Here is a 20,928-nt window from a genome sequence, read left to right as displayed (position 1 = left end):
CTTGCCTGCGATAGCGGTATATCAGCTGGCACATGTGTGACAGATACACCGCCATCGCAGGCAAGCCAGCTCCCACAGAGATTAGGGTGGGTCAGATGGCCAGGCGTACGGGCTGCTCGGCGAGCAAGCGCTCGACGGCCTGCAACACCGGCTCAGCTTCCGTGCGCACCAACCAATCCGGGCTCACCTGCACAAACGCCACCGTGCCGTCCTTGGCAATCACCACCACCGTCGGTTGCGGCAACTCCCACGTGCCGGTGCCGGTGGTCTCGCCAATGCTGTTGCCCTTGGCCAACGCGGCATTACGCGACGCCTCGTCAAAGCTGTAGAGAATCCCCAGGCGCCGGCCAAGGTTGTTGTCCTGGTCGCTGGCCACCAGCAATTGCAGGTTGTGGCGGGTCTTGATCTCCACCAGGCGCTCAGGCACTTGCGGGCTCACGGCCACCAGCGGCACGCCGAGTTCACGCAGGCGTGGGTAGAGCTGGCGCTCGTAATACGGCAGGGCAATGTTGCACGCCGGGCAGCCGGCAAAGCGGAAGAACACCAGCACCGCCGGGCCGTCGGCCAGCAGCAGCTCGCGGTTGAGTTCGCCGCCTTCGACGTTGAGCAGGGTAAACGGGTCCAGCTCGTCGCCGACCTGCACGTAGTCGTCCGGCCGGGCCTCGTCCAACAGGCGCTGGCGCTGGTCGATATTGACCTGCAACGACTCCGGCGCCCAGGTCGCTACACGCTCGGCGTGCAGGTCCGCCAGTTGGCGGTTGAGAGATTCGCTCATGCCAGCGCCTCCTGCTTTTCTTCTACCTCGGCGGTGACGCTGTAACGGTTGGCCGGCACATCGAGGCCAAGGTTGTCGCGCAGGGTGTGGCCGCTGTATTCAGTGCGGAACAGGCCGCGCTGTTGCAACACCGGCACCACCAGTTCGGTGAAGTATTGCAGGCCGTCAGGCAGCACTGAGTTGACGATAAAACCATCGCTGGCGCCGGTTTCGAACCAAGTCTGGATCGCATCGGCGACTTGCTCCGGGGTGCCGACAAAATCACGTTTGGGCCGTGAGAAGCGCAGGGCCACTTCGCGCAGGGTCAGGCCTTCGTCCTTGGCCAGCTGCTTGATGCGGTCGGAGCCGCCTTTCTGGCTGTTGGAACCGAGGTCGCCGAGTTCCGGGAACGGCGCGTCCAACGGGTATTTGCTGAAGTCATGGTCATTGAACGGGCGGCCGAGGGCGACGATGGCGTCTTCGACGGTGACCAGGTCCACGGCTTGCTGATAGCGGCTTTCCACTTCGGCGGCATCGCGGCCGACAATCGGGCGGATGCCCGGCAGGATCGACAGGCTGTCCGGGTCACGGCCAAAGCCCTTGGCGCGGCGTTTCAGGTCCTGGGAATACGCCAGGCCTTCCTCGATGCTCTCCACATGCACGAAGATTGCGTCGGAGTTTTCGGCGGCAAAGTTGCGCCCATCTTCAGAGGTGCCGGCCTGGAAAATCACCGGCTGGCCCTGACGCGAACGGGCGATATTCAACGGACCTTTGACCGAGAAAAATTCGCCCTTGTGGTTCAGCGCGTGGAGCTTGCTCGGGGTGAAAAACTCGCCGCTTTGCTTGTCGTAGGCAAAGGCGTCGTCTTCCCAGGAATCCCACAGGCCCTGGACCGCGTTCACGTGTTCCTTGGCGATGCGGTAACGCACGGCGTGCGGCGGGTGCTCGGCCTTGCCGAAGTTGTCGGCGGTACCGCTCAGCCACGAGGTGACCACGTTCCAGCCGGCGCGGCCGCCGCTGATATGGTCCAGGGACGAGAACTGGCGCGCGACCTGGTAGGGCTCGGTGTAGCTGACGGTCACGGTGGCCACCAGGCCGATATTCGTGGTGATCGCGGCGAGTGCCGAGAGGATGGTCAGCGGCTCGAAGCGGTTGAGGTAGTGCGGGCTGGACTTGGCGTGGATATGCAGGCTGTCGGCGATGAACACGAAGTCGAACTTGGCGGCTTCGGCCAGTTCAGTCTGCTGCTTGTAGAAACCAAAATTCGTACTGGCATTCGGTTGGGCCTGCGGATGGCGCCATTCGCCCCAGCCGTGACCGACACCATGGACCATGGCTCCGAGTTTCAATTGACGTGGCTTGCTCATGTTCTGCTCCTTTAGCGCGAGGCTTGATTGAGGGGGGCACGCTTGGCGTTAAAGCTCTTGTCGAAACCCTGCGACACATCGATGTGCTTGGTCAGCAGGCCTTCTTGTTGGTAGATGTCGGCGGTGGCTTGCAGGCCGCTGATGACGGAATCGTCGATGGCCACCGGCGTCAGGCGCGTGTCCTTGGCCACTTCCACATGCACTTCCAGCGGCAGTCCGGTGATCTTCGCCTGGGCGGCGGCGTATTCGTTGGGGTGCACATTGGCCCAGGCGTAGGCACGGTCCAGGCGCGCGACAAAGTCATCCAATTGCGGGCGCTTGTCGGCGATGGCTTGGCTGGTGGCGGCGAGGTACAGGTGGTTGCTCAACAGCTGGTTGCCGCTGATCAGCACGCGCGCGTGGCTTTGCGAAGTGACCACGGTGGTGTAAGGGTCCCAGGTGGCCCAGGCGTCGGCGGTGCCGTTATCCAGCACCAGGCGTGACTCACTCGGCAGCAGGAAGATGAACTGCACATCCTTGGTGGTCAGGCCCGCCGTGGCCAAGGCCTTGATCGCCAGGTAATGGCCGATGGAACCGCGCCCGGTGACGATCTTCTTGCCCTTCAGGTCGGCGACGGTCTTGATCGGCGAGTCTTTGTTCACCAGCAGTGCCGTGGTGTTGCGCCCTTCGGCGTGGATGATGCTGACCACCTTGAGCGAGGCGCCGGCGCCGAGGGCGAAGACGTAAGGCGCATCGCCGAGGGCGCCAATATCCACGGCACCGGCATTCAGGGCTTCGCCCAAGGGCGAGGCCGAGGGGAATTCCGACCACTGGATTTCGTAGGGCACATTCTTGGTTTCGCCGGAGACTTCCAGCAGCGCCTTGATCGTCGATTTCTGATTGGCCACCCGCAGCGGTTGCAGGTCGGCAGCGTGGGCGCTGCCGATCAGGCCGAGGGCGAGGGCGGTGCCCAGGAGCAGGCGTTTGAAGGGGGTGGTAAAGACCATGGGATGCAGGCTCCAGGCAGATCAAGAAAGGGTTCGGCTACCTCCGCCTGGAGAAGGGGTCGGTGAGTGGGTTGACGTTATTCCCATAAGAACGCTCTGTGAAGTTCTTTTTGGTTATATGTTAATTATTAAAAATATTGATTATGATCTTGTTGATTATTCTTTAATTGCATTTGGTGTTGAGGGTTTCAAGAGCTTTCCTACGTGCCACTCGGAAAGTGTCACCTGAGCATCTGCGTATCTGCGTGATTTGATCCCGGTCTTTTCGGACAGGGATTGTTGCGCATGACGGATACGCTGTGGGCCGCCCGCGAGGGCGATGCGCTGTTGCACAGCTCGATGCTGGCGGACGTGTTGGGCGGCGTGCTGGAGATAGCGGCGATGGTGGCCGTGACCGCGCTGGCCACGGCGGCCGTTGTGGCAGCAACCGGCATCACTGTGGCGACAGGCGGCCTTGGCTGCGTTGTGCTGGGAGCCGTGGTGGGTGTGGTGGTCGGGCTCGGCATGGGCGCAATCGGTGCCGACACAGGCCTTTCACGATTATGTGAGTCTTTCGCCAACGCACTTTTCCCACCGGTCATCGATGCCTTCATCAGCAGCGGTTCGCCGGATGTTTTTATCAACGGAAAACCTGCTGCGCGGGCGGCCGGAAAAGTCGCCGCCGCCGTGGCAGAAGCGGGCAGTGAACCGACTTATCTGGATATCGCCGCAGGTTTTTTCTCTCAGCTCTGGCGCCCTACGGTCGCTGCACCGGTGACGGGCGCTGTGCCTTGTGCTGCCGATACGGTCGATTGTAATAAGCACCCGCCAATGCCTGAGCAGTACCTTGCCGAAGGTTCCAGCAAGGTCTTCATCAACGGCCAGCCCGCCGTGCGTAGTGGAGACAGAAGCACCTGTGAAGCCACGGTGGGCAAGGTGCAGATCTCGCCCAACGTGGTCATCGGTGGCGCGCCCGTGGTGGTGCGTGAGATTCGCAGCGGCGAGACGCCGGGTGTCGGGCTGGCGGTGACGGCGCTTTTGGCATTACGCGGTGACGGGGTGAAGTTCTTCAGCAAGCTGCCCTGCATGGCGGTGGGTGGGTTGGTGTCATGGGGATCCAGCCAGGTGACCAACGCCCTCACTGCGGCGGTGGTGGGTTCGCCCAACCCGGTGCACAGCGCTACCGGCGCGAAGATCCTCGACGGTGAAGATGACTTGGATTTCGCTTTGCCTGGCCGGCTGCCGATCGAGTGGCAGCGCTACTACAGCAGCCGGGATGAGCGCCGTAACGGTCTGTTCGGCGCGAGTTGGAGTGTGGCCTATGAGGTGTTCGTCGAGATAGACCGGCATCCCGACGGTGGCGAGCGGCTGGTCTACACCGATGAGCAGGCTCGCCGGATCGACATGGGCGTGATCCCGCTGGGTGCAGCGGTGTTCAGCGCCGGCGAAGGGTTGAGCGTGCGGCGCCATGCTGGCGGCCAACTGCTGATTGAAAGTGCCGAAGGGCTGTATCGGCTGTTTGAACCCGCACCGGGAAACCCTGCGCATTTGCGCTTGAGCCAGTTGGGTGATCGCAATGACAACCGCGTCTTTCTCGACTATGACGCACAGGGCCGCCTGAGCCAGTTGCGCGATACCTTTGGCGATGTGCGGATCGAGCTAGGCTACAGCCAGCAATGGCCCGGGCGGGTCGAGCAGATTGAGCGCCTGTACCCGGATTACAGCCGAGAAATCCTCGCCAGCTATGGCTATGACGCTTGCGGCGACCTCTTGGAAGTTCGCGATGCAATTGGGCACACGCAACGCCGCTTCGCCTATGACAACGCCCAACGCATGGTCGAACACCAACTGCCCACGGGCTTGCGCTGCTTTTACCAATGGGCTTGCGTGGACGGACGTGAATGGCGCGTGGTGCGGCATTGGAGCGATGAGGGCGACGACTACAGCTTCGATTACGACCTGAGTGCCGGGATCACACGGATTAGCGATGGCTTGCAACGGGTCAGCACCCGCCATTGGAATGCGCAGTACCAGATCACCGAATACACCGATAACCTGGGGCACACCTGGCAGTTCGACTGGAATGATGAGCGCCAGTTGCTCGGCGCGACCGATCCCCGGGGCGGGCAGTGGCGGTTCGGCTACGACGCAGTCGGCAACCTGTGCAGCACGCAAGATCCGCTGGGGCGTATTGAATCGACTGTGTGGCTGGAACACTGGTCGCTGCCATTGGTTGAATCCGATGCAGCCGGCCACAGCTGGCAGTATCGATACGATCCACGCGGCAATTGCGTCAGTGAAACCGACCCGCTGGGACACGTCATGCGCTATCGCCATGATGGTTTTGGTCAGGTCGTCGAAATCACCGACGCCATGGGCAAGCGCAAAACCCAGCGTTGGAATGAAACCGGGCAGTTGATCGAGCAGGTCGATTGTTCGGGCTATGCCACAAGATTCGAGTACGACCGTCGAGGTCATTTACAAACCCTTATCGATGCAGTCGGTGAACGCCAGCGATATCAACACGACCGCGACGGCCGATTGCTGCAAATCGAACGGCCCTACGGTTACATCGAACAATACCTGCGCAACACCAGTGGCCAGTTGACCGCCTACACCGATGCGGCGGGCCACACTACCCGCTACCAATACGACCGGCGCGGGCAGCTAGTGCGGCGCATTGATGCCCATGGCCGCCAGATCGAATATCGGCACGATGCCTACGGCCGACTGCAAACCCTGACCAATGAAAACGGCGAGCACTATCGCTTTGCCTGGGACCAGGGCGACCGCCTTACACAACAGCAAGACCTTGATGGCAGTGCGCGGCGTTATGCCTATGACGCGCTGGGCAACCTGATCGCGGTCGAGTACCTCTCTTTGGATGATGCCTCTTCCATCGTGCATCGCCTGAAGCGCGACGCCGTCGGCCGTCTGTTGGCCAAGGAGACTGACGATGGTCGAACCGAATACGCCTACGATCTAACCGACCAACTCATCGCCGTCACCACCACCGACCGGCAAGGAAATGCCCAAGCACTGGGGTTTGCCTATGACGCACTCGGTCAACTGACGTGCGAGCAGAGTGCAACCGGCAAGCTGCACCATCGCTACGACGAACTCGGCAACCTGAGCCAGACTCAACTGCCCGACGGCCGCTGGCTCAACCGCTTTTACTACGGCAGCGGCCACCTGCACCAGATCAACCTCGAGGGGCACGTCGTCAGCGACTTCGAACGCGACCGTTTGCACCGCGAAGTGCTGCGCACCCAGGGCCAGATCACCACCCGCAGCGAATACGACCGTTGCGGCCGGTTGCGCTCGCGCAAACGCAGCCCTACAGGCCAGCCCCGACAGTTGCCGCCTGCGCAACAAAAGACTTTCGAATACGACCCCGCCGACAACCTGATCGGTCGCTTGGAAGGAAGCCAACGCCAACTGCTGCATTACGACGCAACCGGGCGGATCATTGCCACCCAGGACAATGCCCAAGGCCAGCTGGAAACCTTCGCCTACGATGCTGCCGCCAACCTGTTGGACGGGGCACAGTCGAGTGCCGGCTTAGTGAGGCACAACAAGTTACTGACCTACCAGGACAAGCGCTACCGCTACGACGGCTTCGGTCGAATGATCGAAAAACGCAGTGCTCTGCGTGGCCTGCAACGCTTCACCTACGACGCCGAACACCGGCTGATCGAAGTGCACAACGCCAGCGGCAACGTGGTGCGCATGACCTACGACCCGCTGGGCCGGCGCATCGCCAAAACCGAGCAGGACAGCAGCGGTTATCTATTGGGCGAAACCCGCTTCACCTGGGATGGCCTGCGCTTGTTGCAGGAGCATAAACACAGCCAGACCAGCCTTTACATCTATGTAGACGAAGGCTACGAGCCGTTGGCGCGCGTCGATGGCATCGGCCTGCAGCAGAAAATCCGCTACTACCACAACGACCTGAACGGCTTGCCGGAGCAATTGACTGAAGCCGATGGGCACAACGCCTGGCGCGCGACATACCGGGTGTGGGGCAGCGCGCTGGAAGAGGTGCGCGAGCCTGACTACATTGAAGAACAGAACCTGCGGTTCCAGGGGCAGTATCTGGATCGGGAGACGGGGCTGCACTTCAATACGTTCAGGTTTTATGACCCGGATGTGGGGCGGTTTGCGACGCGGGATCCGATTGGGTTAATGGGTGGTCTGAACCTCTATCAATATGCGCCAAACCCCATCTTCTGGATTGATCCATGGGGTTGGAGCTGTGTTCAGTTCAAGCGTTGGAGAAGAGGGCAGGCGATAGATAAACCTATGGCCAACGGCAAGGCGCCCGAGTGGGATGTGGTCAGAAGCCGATACTGGAAAAACCGCTATACGGCTTCAAAGTCTTCAGGTGAGTTCAGTCCGGCTAACATGAGTCGTATGGAGCGCGGTGCTGCGCCGACGGACGCGTACGGAAAATCGATGGAGTTGCATCACCACATCCCCCAACGTAAGGGTGGAGCAGATATCAACAACCCTATAAATTTGCGTGAGGTCACTCGGGAACAGCACGCTGCGATTGATGAATTCAGACACCTAGGAACAAACAATGACCGCTATTGAAATCATCACGGAATTCGTCGAAGGGACCATTTCACCCAAAGCATTTGAAGAGATGATTTACTCAGATCCAGAAGTCAAAGCGTTGCTTGAAGTTGAGGGTAACCTTCCGGCCTATATCAATGAGCCCGATCTTTACAGCTATGCAATCGGTCAGGACTATCTGAATCTAGAGTGCATCTACAATATTCAAACGCTGCTTTCTGCAGTTCTGAGCAAGAAAGGCATTGTTCATACAGTGGAAAAAAAGTACGAAAACCTATTCAGTCTGACACTAAAAGTTCAGCCGAAATGGTTGTCGTTGCCGGCTGAATATTTTTTAAAACTGGTAGAAGAGCAAAAAAATCTTAGCCCTAAAGAGCTGCAATCTTGGCTGAAGAACAAAATAAAAACTGACTTCAGGTGCCTTAGAGCAACGCCGAAGTGGTTGCAAGGCCCCGATTGGCCGGTGGTAGACGGAAGACCGACGGTTTTCCTAGGGCAGCTCGACATCAGTGAGTTGAGTCATGACTGCGCCCAGGCGTATCTGTTTTTTGATGAAGAGAAAAAGATCTTCCATACCATCACTCAGGCATGTTGAACATTCTGCGTTTACGCTTACCAATAACCTGCCGGTACCGAGCCCCGTGATGCCTATGGCGTGTCTAGACAAGGCAAACCGCGCGGGAATCGGCACGGTGGTGGTGTTGGAGATGACCCTTTGGTCTGACCGCAATCGCCACCGGATCGGTTAGTGTGGAATGCATTCCTCCAAAATAATAAGAACAGGCTTTCCAATGAGCCCAAACCTGAGCCTTCTGCGTAAATTCGTCTGATATCAGACATTAATGCGGACCCTTGCTTTCCTCGAGAGAAAAGCCGGTTGAATCTTGAGGCTTTTCAATCGCCCTATGTCGATCAACGTGTTTGAGGCCGGCGTCATACTTTCAGGTTGCCGCCCACTCCTCGCGCCAACGCAAATATCCCATCCATACGCCAATGCTCATTCTGATGCCTGGGATCATCCGCCCATTCATCCCACCCCGAGTCGCGGCGGTATTGCCCGAGCAACCCGGCCTCACGCACCGCCACTGGATCGGGATGGCGCAGGTGTTCGACGTCGGGGTCCACATACAGCGCGTCGCTGCTGCAATACAGCTCACACATGAAGCAGGTCTGGCAGGCCTGTTGCTCGGCGATCACGGGTTTGCCCAGCACGTCGGCGGCCAGGACGTTGGTGGGGCAGACGGTGATGCAGTGGCCGCAGCCGTTGCACAGGTCGGAGTAGATCAGTTCGATCATGTTAGGTATCTCTTGTGTGTGAATCACTTGTGGCGAGGGAGCTTGCTCCCGTTCAACAGCGCAGCTGGAGCCGGCTTTTTGGGAGCGCTTCGCACTCCAGCGGGAGCAAGCTCCCTCGCCACAGAAGCGCCCTAATAGTTCGTGGAAACGGGGTCGAAGCGCGCCTGTATCTGGTCCACGCCAGATAGACGCAAATGCCCGTCATACCCCGCACTCTGCTTTGGCATGTCGCTGCGCTGGTGCATGCCGCGACTCTCCTTGCGCAGCGCCGCAGCGGTGTAGCACCAGCGCGCAGTGGCGGCCATGGCGGCGGTTTCGCGGGCGCGCAGGGGGTTGGGTGAGGGGGTCGTGGAGCGCACCTGATCCCAGATGTTGTCGAGTTCGCGCAGCGAACGTGCGAGTTGCTCGCCGCTGCGGAACAGGTTTTTGTCCAGTGGATGGACTTCCGCCTGGATCCGTTGGATCAGTTGCGCACTGCCCCCCGCAGCGCCATCGAACCCGCGCAGTGCGCCGTGATACGCAAGTTTCTGCCGCGCCAACCGTGCCGCACCACGCCCAGCCCATTGCCCGGTGGACAACGCCCACGCCGAGTTCTGCGCGCCGCCACCGGAGGTGGCGCCGGCAATCGGCTCACGGCTGGCCGCATCACCGGCAGCGAAGACGCCGGGTACGCTGGTTTGGCAGTCATCGTCGAGCAGGCGCAAACCGCCGACACCGCGAATGGTGCCTTCGGGGTGCAGCGTCACCGCAAACCGCTGGCGATACGGATCCACCCCGCGCCGATCGAACGGCAGCATCAGGTTGGGCTGGATGCTCGGCAGTTGCGCCCGAATATCCGCAGGCACCCGGTTCAAGCGGCAATACACCGGGCCGTTGAGCAGCGCCCTGGCCAAGTCCTCGGTAAACCCCGGGCCGCCACTGATTGCCAAGGGTCGATCCGCCGCGTCGAAGTAGTCGCCAAAGCTGTACACCATCGAACGGGTCATGCTGCTGCCCGCTGCGGCGATGCAGTAGTAGTTGGAGAACTCCATGCCCGACAGTTCGGCGCCGGCTTCGGCGGCCATCAGGTAGCCGTCGCCGGTGTTGGTGTGGTTGCCCAGCAGGCGCGAGAGGAATGCGCAACCGCCGGTGGCCAGCACCACGGCGCCGGCGCGGATCAACCAGTCGCCACCGGCCTGGCGCCGCCAGCCACGGGCGCCGGCCACGCGGCCGTGGTCGTCGCGCAGCAGTTCCAGGGCGGGGTGGTGGTCGAGGATCGTCACGCCGCTGTCGAGCACGCGGCGGCGCAGGCCGCGCAAGTATTCCGGGCCGCGCAGGCCACGGTATTGGGTTTCGCCGTGTTCGTTTTGCGGGAAGGCGTAGTAGTCGCCAAGGCCCGGCAGGCTGGTCCAGGTGGTGTCGATGGCGCGGGCCATCCAGCGCGCATCGGCCAGGCCGTAGGCGGTGCCCAGGCGCTTGTCGATGGCGGCTTCGCGTGCGCCGGGTGGCACCCACCAATGCCCGGGGCCGGCAGTGGCGGTGACGCCGCTGGTGCCGCAGTAGCCCTTGTCCACCAGGATTACCCTGACCCCTTCGCGGGCCGCCGCGATGGCGGCCCAGGTGCCCGCCAGGCCGCCGCCGACGATCAACACATCGCAGCTCAATTCAGTCATGTCGGGGCCTCAGAAGTTATACGCCAGGCGCGTGTAGTAATACGCACCGCCAAAGCCGAACGGCGAGAACTGCCCGTACTCGTAGCCTCCGGCCCAGTCCTTGATGCCTTTTTTGTCCGGGTACACGTTGAACAGGTTGTTGGCGCCCAGGGCCACGGTGAAGTGCTTGTTGATGTCGTAGGCGGCGTCCACGTCGCTGATCCACTTGGCGCTGAATTTGCGGTCGTTGATCGGGTTGTTGTCGCCTTCGGTGTAGCTGCCGAAGCGGGTCAGGGCGAGGTTCAGGGTGTAGGCGCTGACTTTCCAGTTGGCCGCCAGGATCAGCTTGGATTGCGGCGTGGCGACGGTCAGGTCTTTTTGCAGGCGGCGGTCGAAGATCTGGTAGTTGGAGCCCAGGCCAGCGAGCGCGGGCGGGGTGTCCTGGAGTTTTTCGATCTTGGTCTGGTTCCAGTTGTAGGCCAGGCTCCAGCGCACTTGCCCGTATTGGTCCAGCTGTTGGCGGTACTCGTTGATGATGTCGACGCCACGGGTGCGCGTATCGACGGCGTTGGTGTAGTACTGCGCGTACAGGCCCGGCGACAGGCCGTTGGCGACCAGCACCTGGGACACCGCCGGGCCGCCGAGCAGGCTGGTGGAGACGATGCGGTCGCGGATGCCGATCTGGTACAGGTCGGTGGTCAAGCGGTAGTTCTGCGTGGGCTCGTAGGTGAAGCCGAAGCTGTAGTTCAGGGATTTTTCCGGCTTGAGTTTTTCCGCGCCCAACGCTTGCGCTTCAGGCGTGTCCACCGGCAGCACCTTGACCGGCACCGAGACCTGTTGGCCATTGACCACGCCACCGGAGGTGAAGGTGGATGAGGCATAGATCGTCTGCGCCAGGGACGGTGCGCGAAAGCCATTGTTGATCGTGCCGCGCAGGGCGAATTCGGGGGTGAGCTTGAAGCGCGTCGACAATTTGCCGCTCCAGGTGCTGCCGATGTCCTGGGTGTAGCGCTCGTAGCGGGCGGCGGCGCCGACGTACCAGCGGTCGGTCACGTCCAGGCCCAGGTCAACATAACTGGCGACGTTGCTGCGGCTGATCTCGCCGGCATCCGCTGTGCTGGTGCCGTTGTAGGAGGCCAGCCCCGGCAGCGGTGTTTGCCCGGCGAACGGGCCGCTGGGCAGCACGTAGTTGCCCGGCGTATAGGACGCGTAGTCGCCAGCTTCGATCTGGTATTTCTCCCAGCGGTATTCAAAGCCGAACGCGGTTTGCAGGGGGTGGCTGAGGCCGATGTCGAAGGTGCGGCTGAGGTCGAGGTTGTTGGTCCACTGGTCGAAGATCTGCGAGGCCAGGTTGAACGAGGTCGGGCTGGTCGGGCCCCAGGAGGGGTTCAGGGTGTTGTTGGCGTTCAGGGTGGAATCGTCCTCGCCCCAGGTGGAGCTGATGTCGTAGTCCCAGCCGCCGACCAGGCCCTTGAAGCCACCGGCGACCTGGAAATCCTTGGTGCGGTTGCGCCGTTGTGCATGGATACCGTCGGGGTAGGGCGTGTTCGGGTCGCCGGCCAATGAGGTGATTTCGTTGGGGCGATAGTTGCCGGTGACCTTGGTGGTTTCCATGTAGCTGGCGGTGGAAAACGAGTAGAACTTGAGGTCGTCCTGCAACGGCAGTTCGAGGTTGTAGCTGGCGTTGGTGACCTTCTCGCGGCCCAGGCCGTAGCTGGGGTTCCAGCCGTGGCGGTTGGCGGTCTGGTCGCGGCTGTCGGGGTTGGCGGCGGTGCCATAGAGCCGGCCGGTGGCGCTGCCGGTGCGGTCAAAAGGTTCCTGTTCCTTGACGTCCAGCGCCAGGTTGGCGAAGCCGTCGTTGGGCAGCGGCAGGCCGTAGTTGACGGTCTGGTGCACGGTGTCGCCGTCGCCCGCGCCGTAGCGGCCGAAGGAGGTTTCGGCGCTGCCGCCGCTGTCGTTTTCCTTGAGGATGATATTGATCACCCCGGCAATCGCATCCGAGCCGTACTGGGCGGAGGCGCCGTCGCGCAGTACTTCGATATGGTCGATGGCCGACACCGGGATCAAGTCCAGGTTGACCGGCACCGCCGCCGTGCCGATGCGCGCGAGGTTGTTGATCAGCGCCGTGTTGTGGCGACGCTTGCCGTTGACCAGCACCAGCACCTGGTCACCCGAGAGACCGCGCATGGTCACCCCGCGCACCGACCATGAGGTGCCGCCGCCGTTGATCGCCGGCAGGTTGAAGGACGGCAGCAGGCGCGCGAGCAGTTCCTTGAGGCCGACCTTGCCGCTGGCTTGCAGCTGTTCGGCGCTGATCACGTCGATGGGTGAGGGGCTGTCGGCGATGGTGCGCGCCTGGTTGCCACGGTTGCCGGTGACGACCACGGTGCCGAGGGTTTTGTCGGGGGCTTCGGCCTGGGCCGGGGTGTGGATGGCGAGCAGGCTGAGGGCGGCTGCGCAGTAGTGAAAGCGGGATGCAGGCATGGGGCTGATTCCAGAAGACGAAAGAACGCCGTAGATCCCTTGTGGGAGCTGGCTTGCCTGCGATGGCGGTGTGTCAGCGACAGAAATACTGGCTGGTCTACCGCCATCGCGGGCAAGCCCGCTCCCACAGGGGATCTTTGTTGGGGCTTAAATAGGGTTCAGGCTGCGTTGGCCGCTCTTACCCGATGCGGAATATCGTCATAGGCAATCAGCACCCGCTCCATGCGGCGTGGGTAGTCGCCGTAGTTATAAACGGGGTAGTGCAGGGTCGAACGGTTGTCCCAGAACGCCACTGAACCGGGGCGCCACTTGAAGCGCACCTGGTGTTCCGGCTTGTTGAATTCCAGCAGCAGCCGGTCGATCAATTGCTTACTTTGCTGCGGCGTCCAACCGATCACCGAGGGGTTCTGCGAGAAGTTGATGAACAGCCCGTCTTCACCGGTTTCCGGGTGGGTGCGCACCAACGGGTGGGCGAGGATCGGGTAGTCGTAGCCGACCTTGTCCAGGGACTTCTTGAAGTCGTGCACCACGTGCAGGTGGTCGATCTCGGCGCGCAGTTCATCGGGCAGGGCGCGATACACCGCGCCGGCGTCGGCCCACAGGGTGTCGCCGCCGACTTCGGGCAAGTCCACCGCGCGCAGTACCGCACCGAGGGTGGGTTGCAGCAGCCAGCTGGTGTCGGTGTGCCAACGGCCGCTGATGCGCGGGCCGTAGAGCTTGCGTTCGTCCTGGGCTTCGATCAGGTGCGCCTGGGGCCGCGTCGGGTCGTTTTGCTGGGTGGTGGGGTGCACGTAAAGCTCGCCGAATTCCTTGGCGAAGGCGATCTGTTGTTCGGTGTTGATGGCCTGGTCGCGGAAGAACAGCACCTTGTGCGTGAGCAGCAGTTGGCGCAGTTCGTCGCGCAAGGCTGGGGTCAGCGGCTGGCGCAGGTCGATGCCGGCGATTTCGGCGCCGATAGTGGGTTCCAGGCGGGTGATGTGCAGGGTCATGCGGGTGTCCTCTCGTGTGTGGGTTCAGCCTCCGCCTGGAGAGGGGTCGGATGTGGGGCCTGCACCCGGGGTGGGTGCAGGTGGATCGGGGTGGGTCAGATCACGTAGAAACCATGGGTGCCGTCGCGGGCCAGTTGGGCCACCAGGCCGAATTCCCAGTCCAGGTACGCCTGCATGGCTTCCTTGGGGTTGTCGGTGCCTTCGTATGGGCGGCGATAGCGGTCGATGCGCGGTGAGGCGAGGTGGTTTTCACCTTCTTCCAGCGGCAGTTGGGCGTTGATCCAGCCAGCGGTGCCGTCTTGCAGCAGGAACACTTGCTTGCCGGTGATGGCTTCGACTTCGGCCACTGCGAGGCGCGCCAACTGGCTGCTGCCACAGGTCAACACGTAGCGCTCGGCGGCGGGTGCCTTGGCCAGGGCAGCGGGCAGTTGCGCCCGCAAGGCCCACCAGGCGCCGGGGATATGGCGCTTGACGTAGTTGGCGCTGGCGGTGAAATCCAGCACCACGGTGTCGCCATGGGCCAGCCACTCGGCGAGGGTGTGCGGGCTGATCGACTCGGCTTGTGGCGGGGCTGGCACGGGGGCGACCCACGCACCTTGCTCACTGAAGTGCGCCGCTTGCAGGTCATCCAGCACGTGCACTTCCCAGCCCAACTGCGCGAGCCAGGACGCAGACATATTGGCGCGCACGCCATCGTCATCCGCCAGCACAATGCGCGCACCGCGCACGCTGGCGACGTTGTCGGTTTCCTGCACCAGCTGGCCGCCCGGCGTCGAACGCGCGCCCGGCAGGTGGCCGGCTTCGAATTCTTCCGGGGTGCGCACGTCGAACAGGTAGGTGGTGCGCTGTGCTTCCTGCTGCCAGCGCGCCAGGTCGGCGAGGCTGGCACGGCCGACGCGGGCCTTGTCGGCAACGCGGCGCGCGTCCACGGCGGCGACTTGGCGATGTTCTTCCGAGGTCGGTGCAAAGCGACGCGATTGGCCGTGGGCGAGTTTCTGCCCGGCCAACGTCCAACCGATGGTGCCGTTGCGCAGCGCCGACACCGGATTGGCCACGCCGGCGTTGATCAGCGACTGCGTGCCGATGATGCTGCGGGTGCGTCCGGCGCAATTGACGATGATGCGGGTGGCTGGATCGGGCGCCAGTTCACGGGCGCGCAGGACCAATTCGGCCCCGGGCACGCTGATGCCGGTAGGAATGCTCATGGTCTGGTATTCGTCGAAACGGCGGGCGTCGAGCACCACCACATCGGCTTGGCTGTCGAGCAGGGCCTGCACTTCCTCGGCAGCGAGGGACGGCGTATGACGCTCGCTTTCCACCAGTTCACCAAAGGCCTTGCTCGGCACGTTGACGTCGATAAACAGCTCGCCACCGGCCTGGTGCCAACCGTCCAGGCCACCTTCGAGCAGGCTGACCTGGGTGTAGCCCAGCGCAACCAGGCGCTCGGCGGCGCGGGCGGCGAGGCCTTCGCCGTTGTCGTACACGGTGACTTGGGTATCACGGCGTGGAATGCGTGCGTACACCTCCAACTCCAGCTTGGACAGCGGGATGTTGGCGGCAAACAGCGGGTGGGATTCGGCGAACGGCGCTTCTTCGCGCACGTCGATCAGGGCGACTTCGTGGCGGTCCAACAGGGCCTGGCGGATCTGGGCGAAGCTTTGGGTCGATACGGTGCTCATAGGGCAGGGCTCTTTTCTTTGGACAAATCCCAGATATTCGGGAGGAAGGCGTTGGAATAACCGGAGATAAACAGTTTCTCGCTGCCGTCGGGCTGGTACACCGCGCGGCGCACCGCACCGATATTGGCGCCATACACATGGATGCTGATGGACACCTGGTCGCTGTGGGCATTGCTCACCTGATGGATGTCACCGACCTTGGGCGACACCGCTTCCACCTGGCCCGGCACCAATGCAATCGGCTTGCCCTCGGCCACCAGGCTGCCGTCGGGGGCGCGCTCAAAACCTTGGGAAAGCTCTGCGCCACGCAACATGCCGATCAGCCCCCACACTCGATGGTCATGAATCGGCGTGTTTTGCCCCGGGCCCCACACAAAGCTGACGATGCTGAAGCGCTGGCGCGAATCGGCATGCAGCAGGAATTGCTGGTAACGCTCGGGGTTGGGTTGGGCGAACTCATCGGGGAGCCAGTCATCATGGCTGACCAGTTGCGCCAACAGCTTGCCGCCACGGTGCAACAGGTCGCCTTCGCGTGGATTGCCGTCGATCAGTTCCGCCAGGGCGCCAATAAAGGCTCTGAGTCTTTCGGGGTGCTTGGCCTGGGTCATGGCAATTCCATCAGTCGCTGTCGGTTAAGCTTATCTAAGCATAATGTTTATAGTTAATATGCTATTTTTTAATGATTAGCTTATAGCTGAAGGTAATTTAGAACTGCTCCGACTAGGCTTAGACGTTATCGATCGCAGCGCAGACTATTCAGATAGCGATCCTGCAACTATGCTTCGCACACATCTTATTGACTGTTCTCTATGTGCGGCCCAAATGAAAATTGACGATATAGACGCCTTTGTCGAAGTGATTCGTTGCCAGTCCATCAGCCATGCCGCCGAATCATTGCAACTGACCCAGCCCGCCATCACCCGTCGCGTGCAGAACTTTGAGCAGGCGCTGGGGGTGGAGCTGTTCGACCGCAACACCAAGCCGCTCAAGCCGACCTTGATCGGCACCCGGGTTTACGAGCAATGCCGGCTGATCTTGCGCGAGATGGATGCCCTGCGTGAACTGGTGGCCACCGACGCACCGCCCACCGGCCTGCTGCGCCTGGGCGTGCCGCAGACCATCGGCGACGTGGTGCTGCTCGATGCCCTCAAGCACCTGCGCACCGAATACGCCGACCTGCGCGCCCAGGTCGCCACTGGCTGGGGCAGCCAACTGGTGGGCAAGATCGAGCGCGGTGAGTTGGACGCGGCGGCGGCGTTGTTCCCGGCGGGCAAGATCTTCCCTGACAACATCGTCGGTGAGTCCATCGGCAAGATGGAGTTGGTGGTGGTGTGTGCCAAGGCGCAGTTGCCGAAGAAGCCGTGCAAGCTGGCGGACGTGTACCAGGACGGCTGGATTCTCAACCCGGATGGCTGCGGCTTCCGTGCGGGGTTGCAGCGCACCTTGTCCGATCAGGGCCTGGCCTTGCGGGTGAACCTGGAGACGTTTGGCACCGAGCTGCAATTGGGCCTGGTCGCCGATGGCCTGGGGCTGGGCCTGGTGCCGCGTCCATTGCTGGAGCGTAGCGCCCACCGTGAGCAACTGGCGGTGATGCCGCTCAAGGACTTCAAGCCGGTGATGGATTTGTGGCTGATCTATCCGCACTTTTTGGGCAACTTGCAGGGGCCGGTGGATGCGTTTGGCAAGTTGGTTGCGGCTTCGTTGCACAAGATCAGAGACGCCGCTTAACCCCAGTGAAAGCCGCTTTTATGTGGGAGCTGGCTTGCCTGCGATGGCGGTGTATCAGTGACGGAAATGTTGCCTGACCCGCCGCCATCGCAGGCAAGCCCGCTCCCACATTTGTCCTGTGTCGTGTTTGATATGGTTATGAAAAAAAATAATAATTAGCTTAGATTAAAATGTGCTTTTTATTATTTTTATGCATCCCATAGGCTTGCCTGGAAGTCCTTAAGGCCATCCAGGAAGTTTTGCCATGAGCAGCGTCACCTCGATTTCCAGCGTTTCCACCAATGTCCGCCAGCGCGTCACTCCAGAAGAATGGGAAGTGCGCGTCAAGCTGGCCGCCGCGTATCGCCTGGCGGCCTTGTACAAGTGGACCGACCACATCTACACCCACTTCTCCGCCCGCGTGCCGGGCCCGGACGAGCATTTCCTGATCAACGCCTTTGGTTTGTTGTTCGATGAAATCAACGCCTCCAACCTGGTCAAGGTCGACCTCGACGGCACCATCGTCGATGACCCCACCGGCCTGGGCATCAACTACGCCGGCTACGTGATCCACAGCGCCATCCACGGCGCACGCCACGACCTGCAAGCGGTGTTGCACACCCACACCCGTGACGGCATTGCGGTGTCGGCGCAGAAGGACGGCTTGCTGCCGATCTCCCAGCATTCCATCGGTTTCTCCGGGCGCGTGGCGTACCACGGTTACGAAGGCGTGGCCCTGGACCTGGACGAGCGTGAGCGGTTGGTGGCGGACCTGGGTGACAAGAGCGTGATGATCCTACGCAACCACGGGCTGTTGACGGCGGGTGTGAGTGTCGAGCATGCGTTCCAGCAACTGCAACAGCTGGAGCGCGCGTGCAATATCCAGGTGGCGGCGCAGGCGGCAGGGAATGCGGAGTTGATCTTCCCGCCGAAGGAGGTGGTAGAAAAGGTCGAGCAGCAGGCCAAGGTGTTTGCCAGCGGTGATGGGCCGGGTGTGGCGCGGCATTGGAATGCGTTGATCCGGCAGTTGGAACGTACCGATACCGACTACAAAAACTGATCCTCGGCACTCAGCAGGGCTAAAAATGTGGGAGCTGGCTTGCCTGCGATAGCATCACCTCGGTATGACTGACAGACCGAGGTGTCTGCATCGCAGGCAAGCCAGCTCCCACAGAAGTCAGTTCCCACATTTACTGATCGTTCCCACGCTCTGCGTGGGAACGCATCCCCGGACGCTCCGCGTCCGTTCTTGAAGGCGTGGCGCAGAGCGCCACCGGCGGCATTCCCACGCAGAGCGTGGGAACGATCTTCACAGGATTACGCGACTTGCTGAGCCTGTTCGCGCTCCGCGATCAGTTGGCGGGTGAGGGGGATCAGGCGCTTGCCGTAATCAATCGCATCATTCAGCGGATCAAACCCACGGATCAGGAACGTGGTGATTCCCAGGTCGTAGTAATCCACCAACGCCTCGGCGACTTGCTCTGCCGTCCCCACCAGCGACGTGGAGTTGCCCTGCGCGCCAAGCAGCCCGGCAATCCCGGTCCACAAGCGCTTGTCCAGACGCGAGCCTTGTGCAGCGGCGGCGAGCAAGCGACGCGAGCCTTCGTTCGGCGGTTCGCGGCGCACAAAGCCATTCTTTTCCGCCAGCGCGGTGGCTTGCTGCAAGATGCTGTCGGCGCGTGCCCACGCCAGTTCTTCTGTTTCGGCGAGGATCGGCCGCAGCGACAAACTGAAGCGAATCGTGCGCCCGTGCTTGGCCGCCTCGGCGCGCACTTGGGTGACGATCTCGCGCACTTGCTCGTAGGTCTCGCCCCACAGCGCGTACACGTCGGCATGCTTGCCGGCCACGGCGATGGCCGCCGGTGACGAACCGCCGAAGTACAGCGGGATATGCGGCTGTTGCGGCGATTTGACCGTGGAGTGCGCGCCTTCGACCTGGTAGTAGGTGCCGGCGAAATCGAAGGGCTGCTCGCTGGTCCATTCCTGGCGCACCACGCTCAGGTATTCGTCGGTGCGGGCGTAGCGTTCGTCCTTGCCGATATGGCTGCCATCGGCGCGCAGTTCGCGGTCATCGCCGCCGGTGATGATGTGCACCGCCGTGCGCCCGCCGTTGAACACATCCAGCGTGGTGAACTGGCGTGCCGCCAACGTCGGTTGCGCGAAACCCGGGCGATGGGCGATCAGAAATTGCAGCTTCTTTGTCACGCTGGCGGCGTGGGAGGCGATCAGCGTGCTGTCCGGGCTGTTGGAATGGAACGCCACCAAGGCGCGGTCGAACCCGGCCTCTTCGTGGGCGCGGGCCACGGTTTCGACGTAGTCCGGTTGCAGGGTAGGGCCGCTGCGCGGGTGGATCTCGGAAGCGTGATGGCCGCCAATGTAGCCGATGAATTCAATGCTCATGGTCTGTCCTTGTCTGGTGCGGGATGGTCACCTCCGCCGGGCAGGGGGTCGGTTATTCGCGTCCAAGGTAGGGGCAGGGGGCGGGGCTGTAAAAGGCCGTTTGGTTCTAACCTAATTATTAAAATGTAGAATCATAAATTGATTGATGTATCAGTAATTTGCATTTTGTGTGCATTAGGTTATTCCTCGAAAGACTTTCACCACGGTTTTTTATGCGATTAGCATGGGGTCGAGTCTTTCCAAGGAAGCTAGCCCGATGACCGAGACGCTCACCATCAACAAACGCGATGTTCAACCCACGGCGAAGCGCCGCTGGCACACGCCGGACGCCGTGTTGCGCTTGCTTAGCCCCGTTGTGCTGTTGCTGCTGTGGGAGCTGGCCTCGCAGGCGGGCTGGATTCCCGCGCGGGTGATCGCCCCGCCGTCGCAGATCGGCGGCACGCTGTGGGCAATGATCGTTTCCGGGGAGTTGGGCAAGCACCTGCTGGTGTCCCTGCAACGTGCGTTGTTCGGCCTGGGCATCGGCGTGAGCATTGGCGTGGTGGCGGCGCTGGTCAGCGGCCTGTCGCGGCGCGGTGAAGTGATCCTCGACTCGCCGATGCAGATGCTGCGCACCATCCCGTCCCTGGCGTTGGTTCCGCTGTTTATCCTGTGGTTCGGCATTGGCGAGTTCACCAAGATTGCGCTGATCGTCACCGGCACCACCTTTCCGGTGTACCTCAACCTGTTTGCCGGCATCCGCAATATCGACCCCAAGTTGATCGAGGCCGCCAACACCCTCGGCCTCAACCGCCGCGAGCTGATCTGGCACGTGATCTTGCCGGGTTCGTTGCCGTCGTTTTTTGTCGGCTTGCGTTATGCCCTGGGCATTTCCTGGCTGGCCTTGGTGTTTGTCGAGCAGATCAATACCACGGCGGGCATCGGCTTCCTGGCCGGTGATGCGCGGGACTTTATGCGCACCGACGTGATCGTCATCTGCCTGCTGATCTACAGCGTGCTCGGCCTGCTGATCGATGGCGTGATCCGCGCCCTCGAACGCTTTGCGCTGGCCTGGCGCCCATCTTTTGTGAGGAATTGA

15 protein-coding genes are annotated in these 20,928 nt (G+C 61.8%); 5 read left to right on the top strand and 10 right to left on the bottom strand.

Annotation, left to right across the window (positions count from 1 at the left end; translation table 11 throughout):
* Positions 1–91 precede the first annotated feature (91 nt).
* The 3 genes from ACU688_RS16155 to ACU688_RS16145 are packed head-to-tail and all read right to left on the bottom strand — an operon-like array spanning position 92 to position 3,107.
* On the bottom strand, positions 92–775 hold the full coding sequence (locus ACU688_RS16155) for a peroxiredoxin-like family protein (protein WP_448185566.1): 684 nt from the start codon (positions 773–775) through the stop codon (positions 92–94).
* On the bottom strand, positions 772–2,121 hold the full coding sequence (locus ACU688_RS16150; RefSeq protein ID WP_448185565.1) for an LLM class flavin-dependent oxidoreductase: 1,350 nt from the start codon (positions 2,119–2,121) through the stop codon (positions 772–774). Before ACU688_RS16150 ends, ACU688_RS16155 begins: the two co-directional genes overlap by 4 nt.
* 11 nt (positions 2,122–2,132) lie before the next feature.
* Positions 2,133–3,107, bottom strand: a complete 975-nt coding sequence (locus ACU688_RS16145; RefSeq protein ID WP_448185564.1) for an ABC transporter substrate-binding protein — start codon at positions 3,105–3,107, stop codon at positions 2,133–2,135.
* Positions 3,108–3,392: 285 nt separating this feature from the next.
* Between ACU688_RS16145 and ACU688_RS16140 the strand changes: the two genes are divergently transcribed.
* Positions 3,393–7,682, top strand: a complete 4,290-nt coding sequence (locus ACU688_RS16140) for an RHS repeat-associated core domain-containing protein (RefSeq protein WP_448185563.1) — start codon at positions 3,393–3,395, stop codon at positions 7,680–7,682.
* The gene (locus ACU688_RS16135; protein WP_448185562.1) at positions 7,669–8,259 is read left to right on the top strand and encodes a hypothetical protein; all 591 of its coding nucleotides are present in this window, start codon (positions 7,669–7,671) and stop codon (positions 8,257–8,259) included. The genes ACU688_RS16140 and ACU688_RS16135 overlap by 14 nt, the downstream gene beginning before the upstream one ends.
* A 338-nt stretch (positions 8,260–8,597) precedes the next feature.
* Here ACU688_RS16135 and ACU688_RS16130 read toward each other — a convergent pair whose 3' ends face one another.
* From ACU688_RS16130 to ACU688_RS16105, 6 genes are all read right to left on the bottom strand, one after another.
* Positions 8,598–8,960 (bottom strand): 4Fe-4S dicluster domain-containing protein, encoded by a 363-nt coding sequence (locus tag ACU688_RS16130; RefSeq protein WP_448185561.1) that lies wholly within the window; start codon positions 8,958–8,960, stop codon positions 8,598–8,600.
* A gap of 131 nt (positions 8,961–9,091) precedes the next feature.
* Positions 9,092–10,612, bottom strand: a complete 1,521-nt coding sequence (locus ACU688_RS16125; RefSeq protein ID WP_448185560.1) for an FAD-dependent oxidoreductase — start codon at positions 10,610–10,612, stop codon at positions 9,092–9,094.
* A gap of 9 nt (positions 10,613–10,621) precedes the next feature.
* The gene (locus ACU688_RS16120; protein ID WP_448185559.1) at positions 10,622–13,075 is read right to left on the bottom strand and encodes a TonB-dependent receptor plug domain-containing protein; all 2,454 of its coding nucleotides are present in this window, start codon (positions 13,073–13,075) and stop codon (positions 10,622–10,624) included.
* Positions 13,076–13,233: 158 nt separating this feature from the next.
* Positions 13,234–14,064, bottom strand: a complete 831-nt coding sequence (locus tag ACU688_RS16115; RefSeq protein WP_448185558.1) for a TauD/TfdA dioxygenase family protein — start codon at positions 14,062–14,064, stop codon at positions 13,234–13,236.
* Positions 14,065–14,159: 95 nt separating this feature from the next.
* A complete protein-coding gene (locus ACU688_RS16110; protein ID WP_448185557.1) occupies positions 14,160–15,743 on the bottom strand; it encodes a rhodanese homology domain-containing protein in 1,584 nt (527 codons plus the stop codon).
* Positions 15,740–16,351: a cysteine dioxygenase family protein gene (locus ACU688_RS16105; RefSeq protein ID WP_448185556.1), complete on the bottom strand. Its 612-nt coding sequence runs from the start codon at positions 16,349–16,351 to the stop codon at positions 15,740–15,742. Before ACU688_RS16105 ends, ACU688_RS16110 begins: the two co-directional genes overlap by 4 nt.
* 214 nt (positions 16,352–16,565) lie before the next feature.
* Between ACU688_RS16105 and ACU688_RS16100 the strand changes: the two genes are divergently transcribed.
* Positions 16,566–17,471, top strand: a complete 906-nt coding sequence (locus ACU688_RS16100) for a LysR family transcriptional regulator (protein ID WP_017736142.1) — start codon at positions 16,566–16,568, stop codon at positions 17,469–17,471.
* A gap of 244 nt (positions 17,472–17,715) precedes the next feature.
* Complete coding sequence (locus ACU688_RS16095; RefSeq protein ID WP_124528382.1) at positions 17,716–18,510, top strand: class II aldolase/adducin family protein; 795 nt, start codon at positions 17,716–17,718, stop codon at positions 18,508–18,510.
* A gap of 257 nt (positions 18,511–18,767) precedes the next feature.
* On the opposite strand, the gene ACU688_RS16090 is transcribed toward ACU688_RS16095, so the two are convergent.
* Positions 18,768–19,850, bottom strand: coding sequence for an LLM class flavin-dependent oxidoreductase (locus ACU688_RS16090; RefSeq protein WP_448185555.1), 1,083 nt, complete (start codon positions 19,848–19,850; stop codon positions 18,768–18,770).
* A 256-nt stretch (positions 19,851–20,106) separates the two neighbouring features.
* Here ACU688_RS16090 and ACU688_RS16085 point away from each other — a divergent pair, with 256 nt between their 5' ends.
* Positions 20,107–20,928, top strand: coding sequence for an ABC transporter permease (locus ACU688_RS16085; RefSeq protein ID WP_448185554.1), 822 nt, complete (start codon positions 20,107–20,109; stop codon positions 20,926–20,928).

Source organism: Pseudomonas acericola (SeqCode) (assembly GCF_053456465.1).
This window is presented reverse-complemented; position numbering and strand designations above follow the sequence as displayed.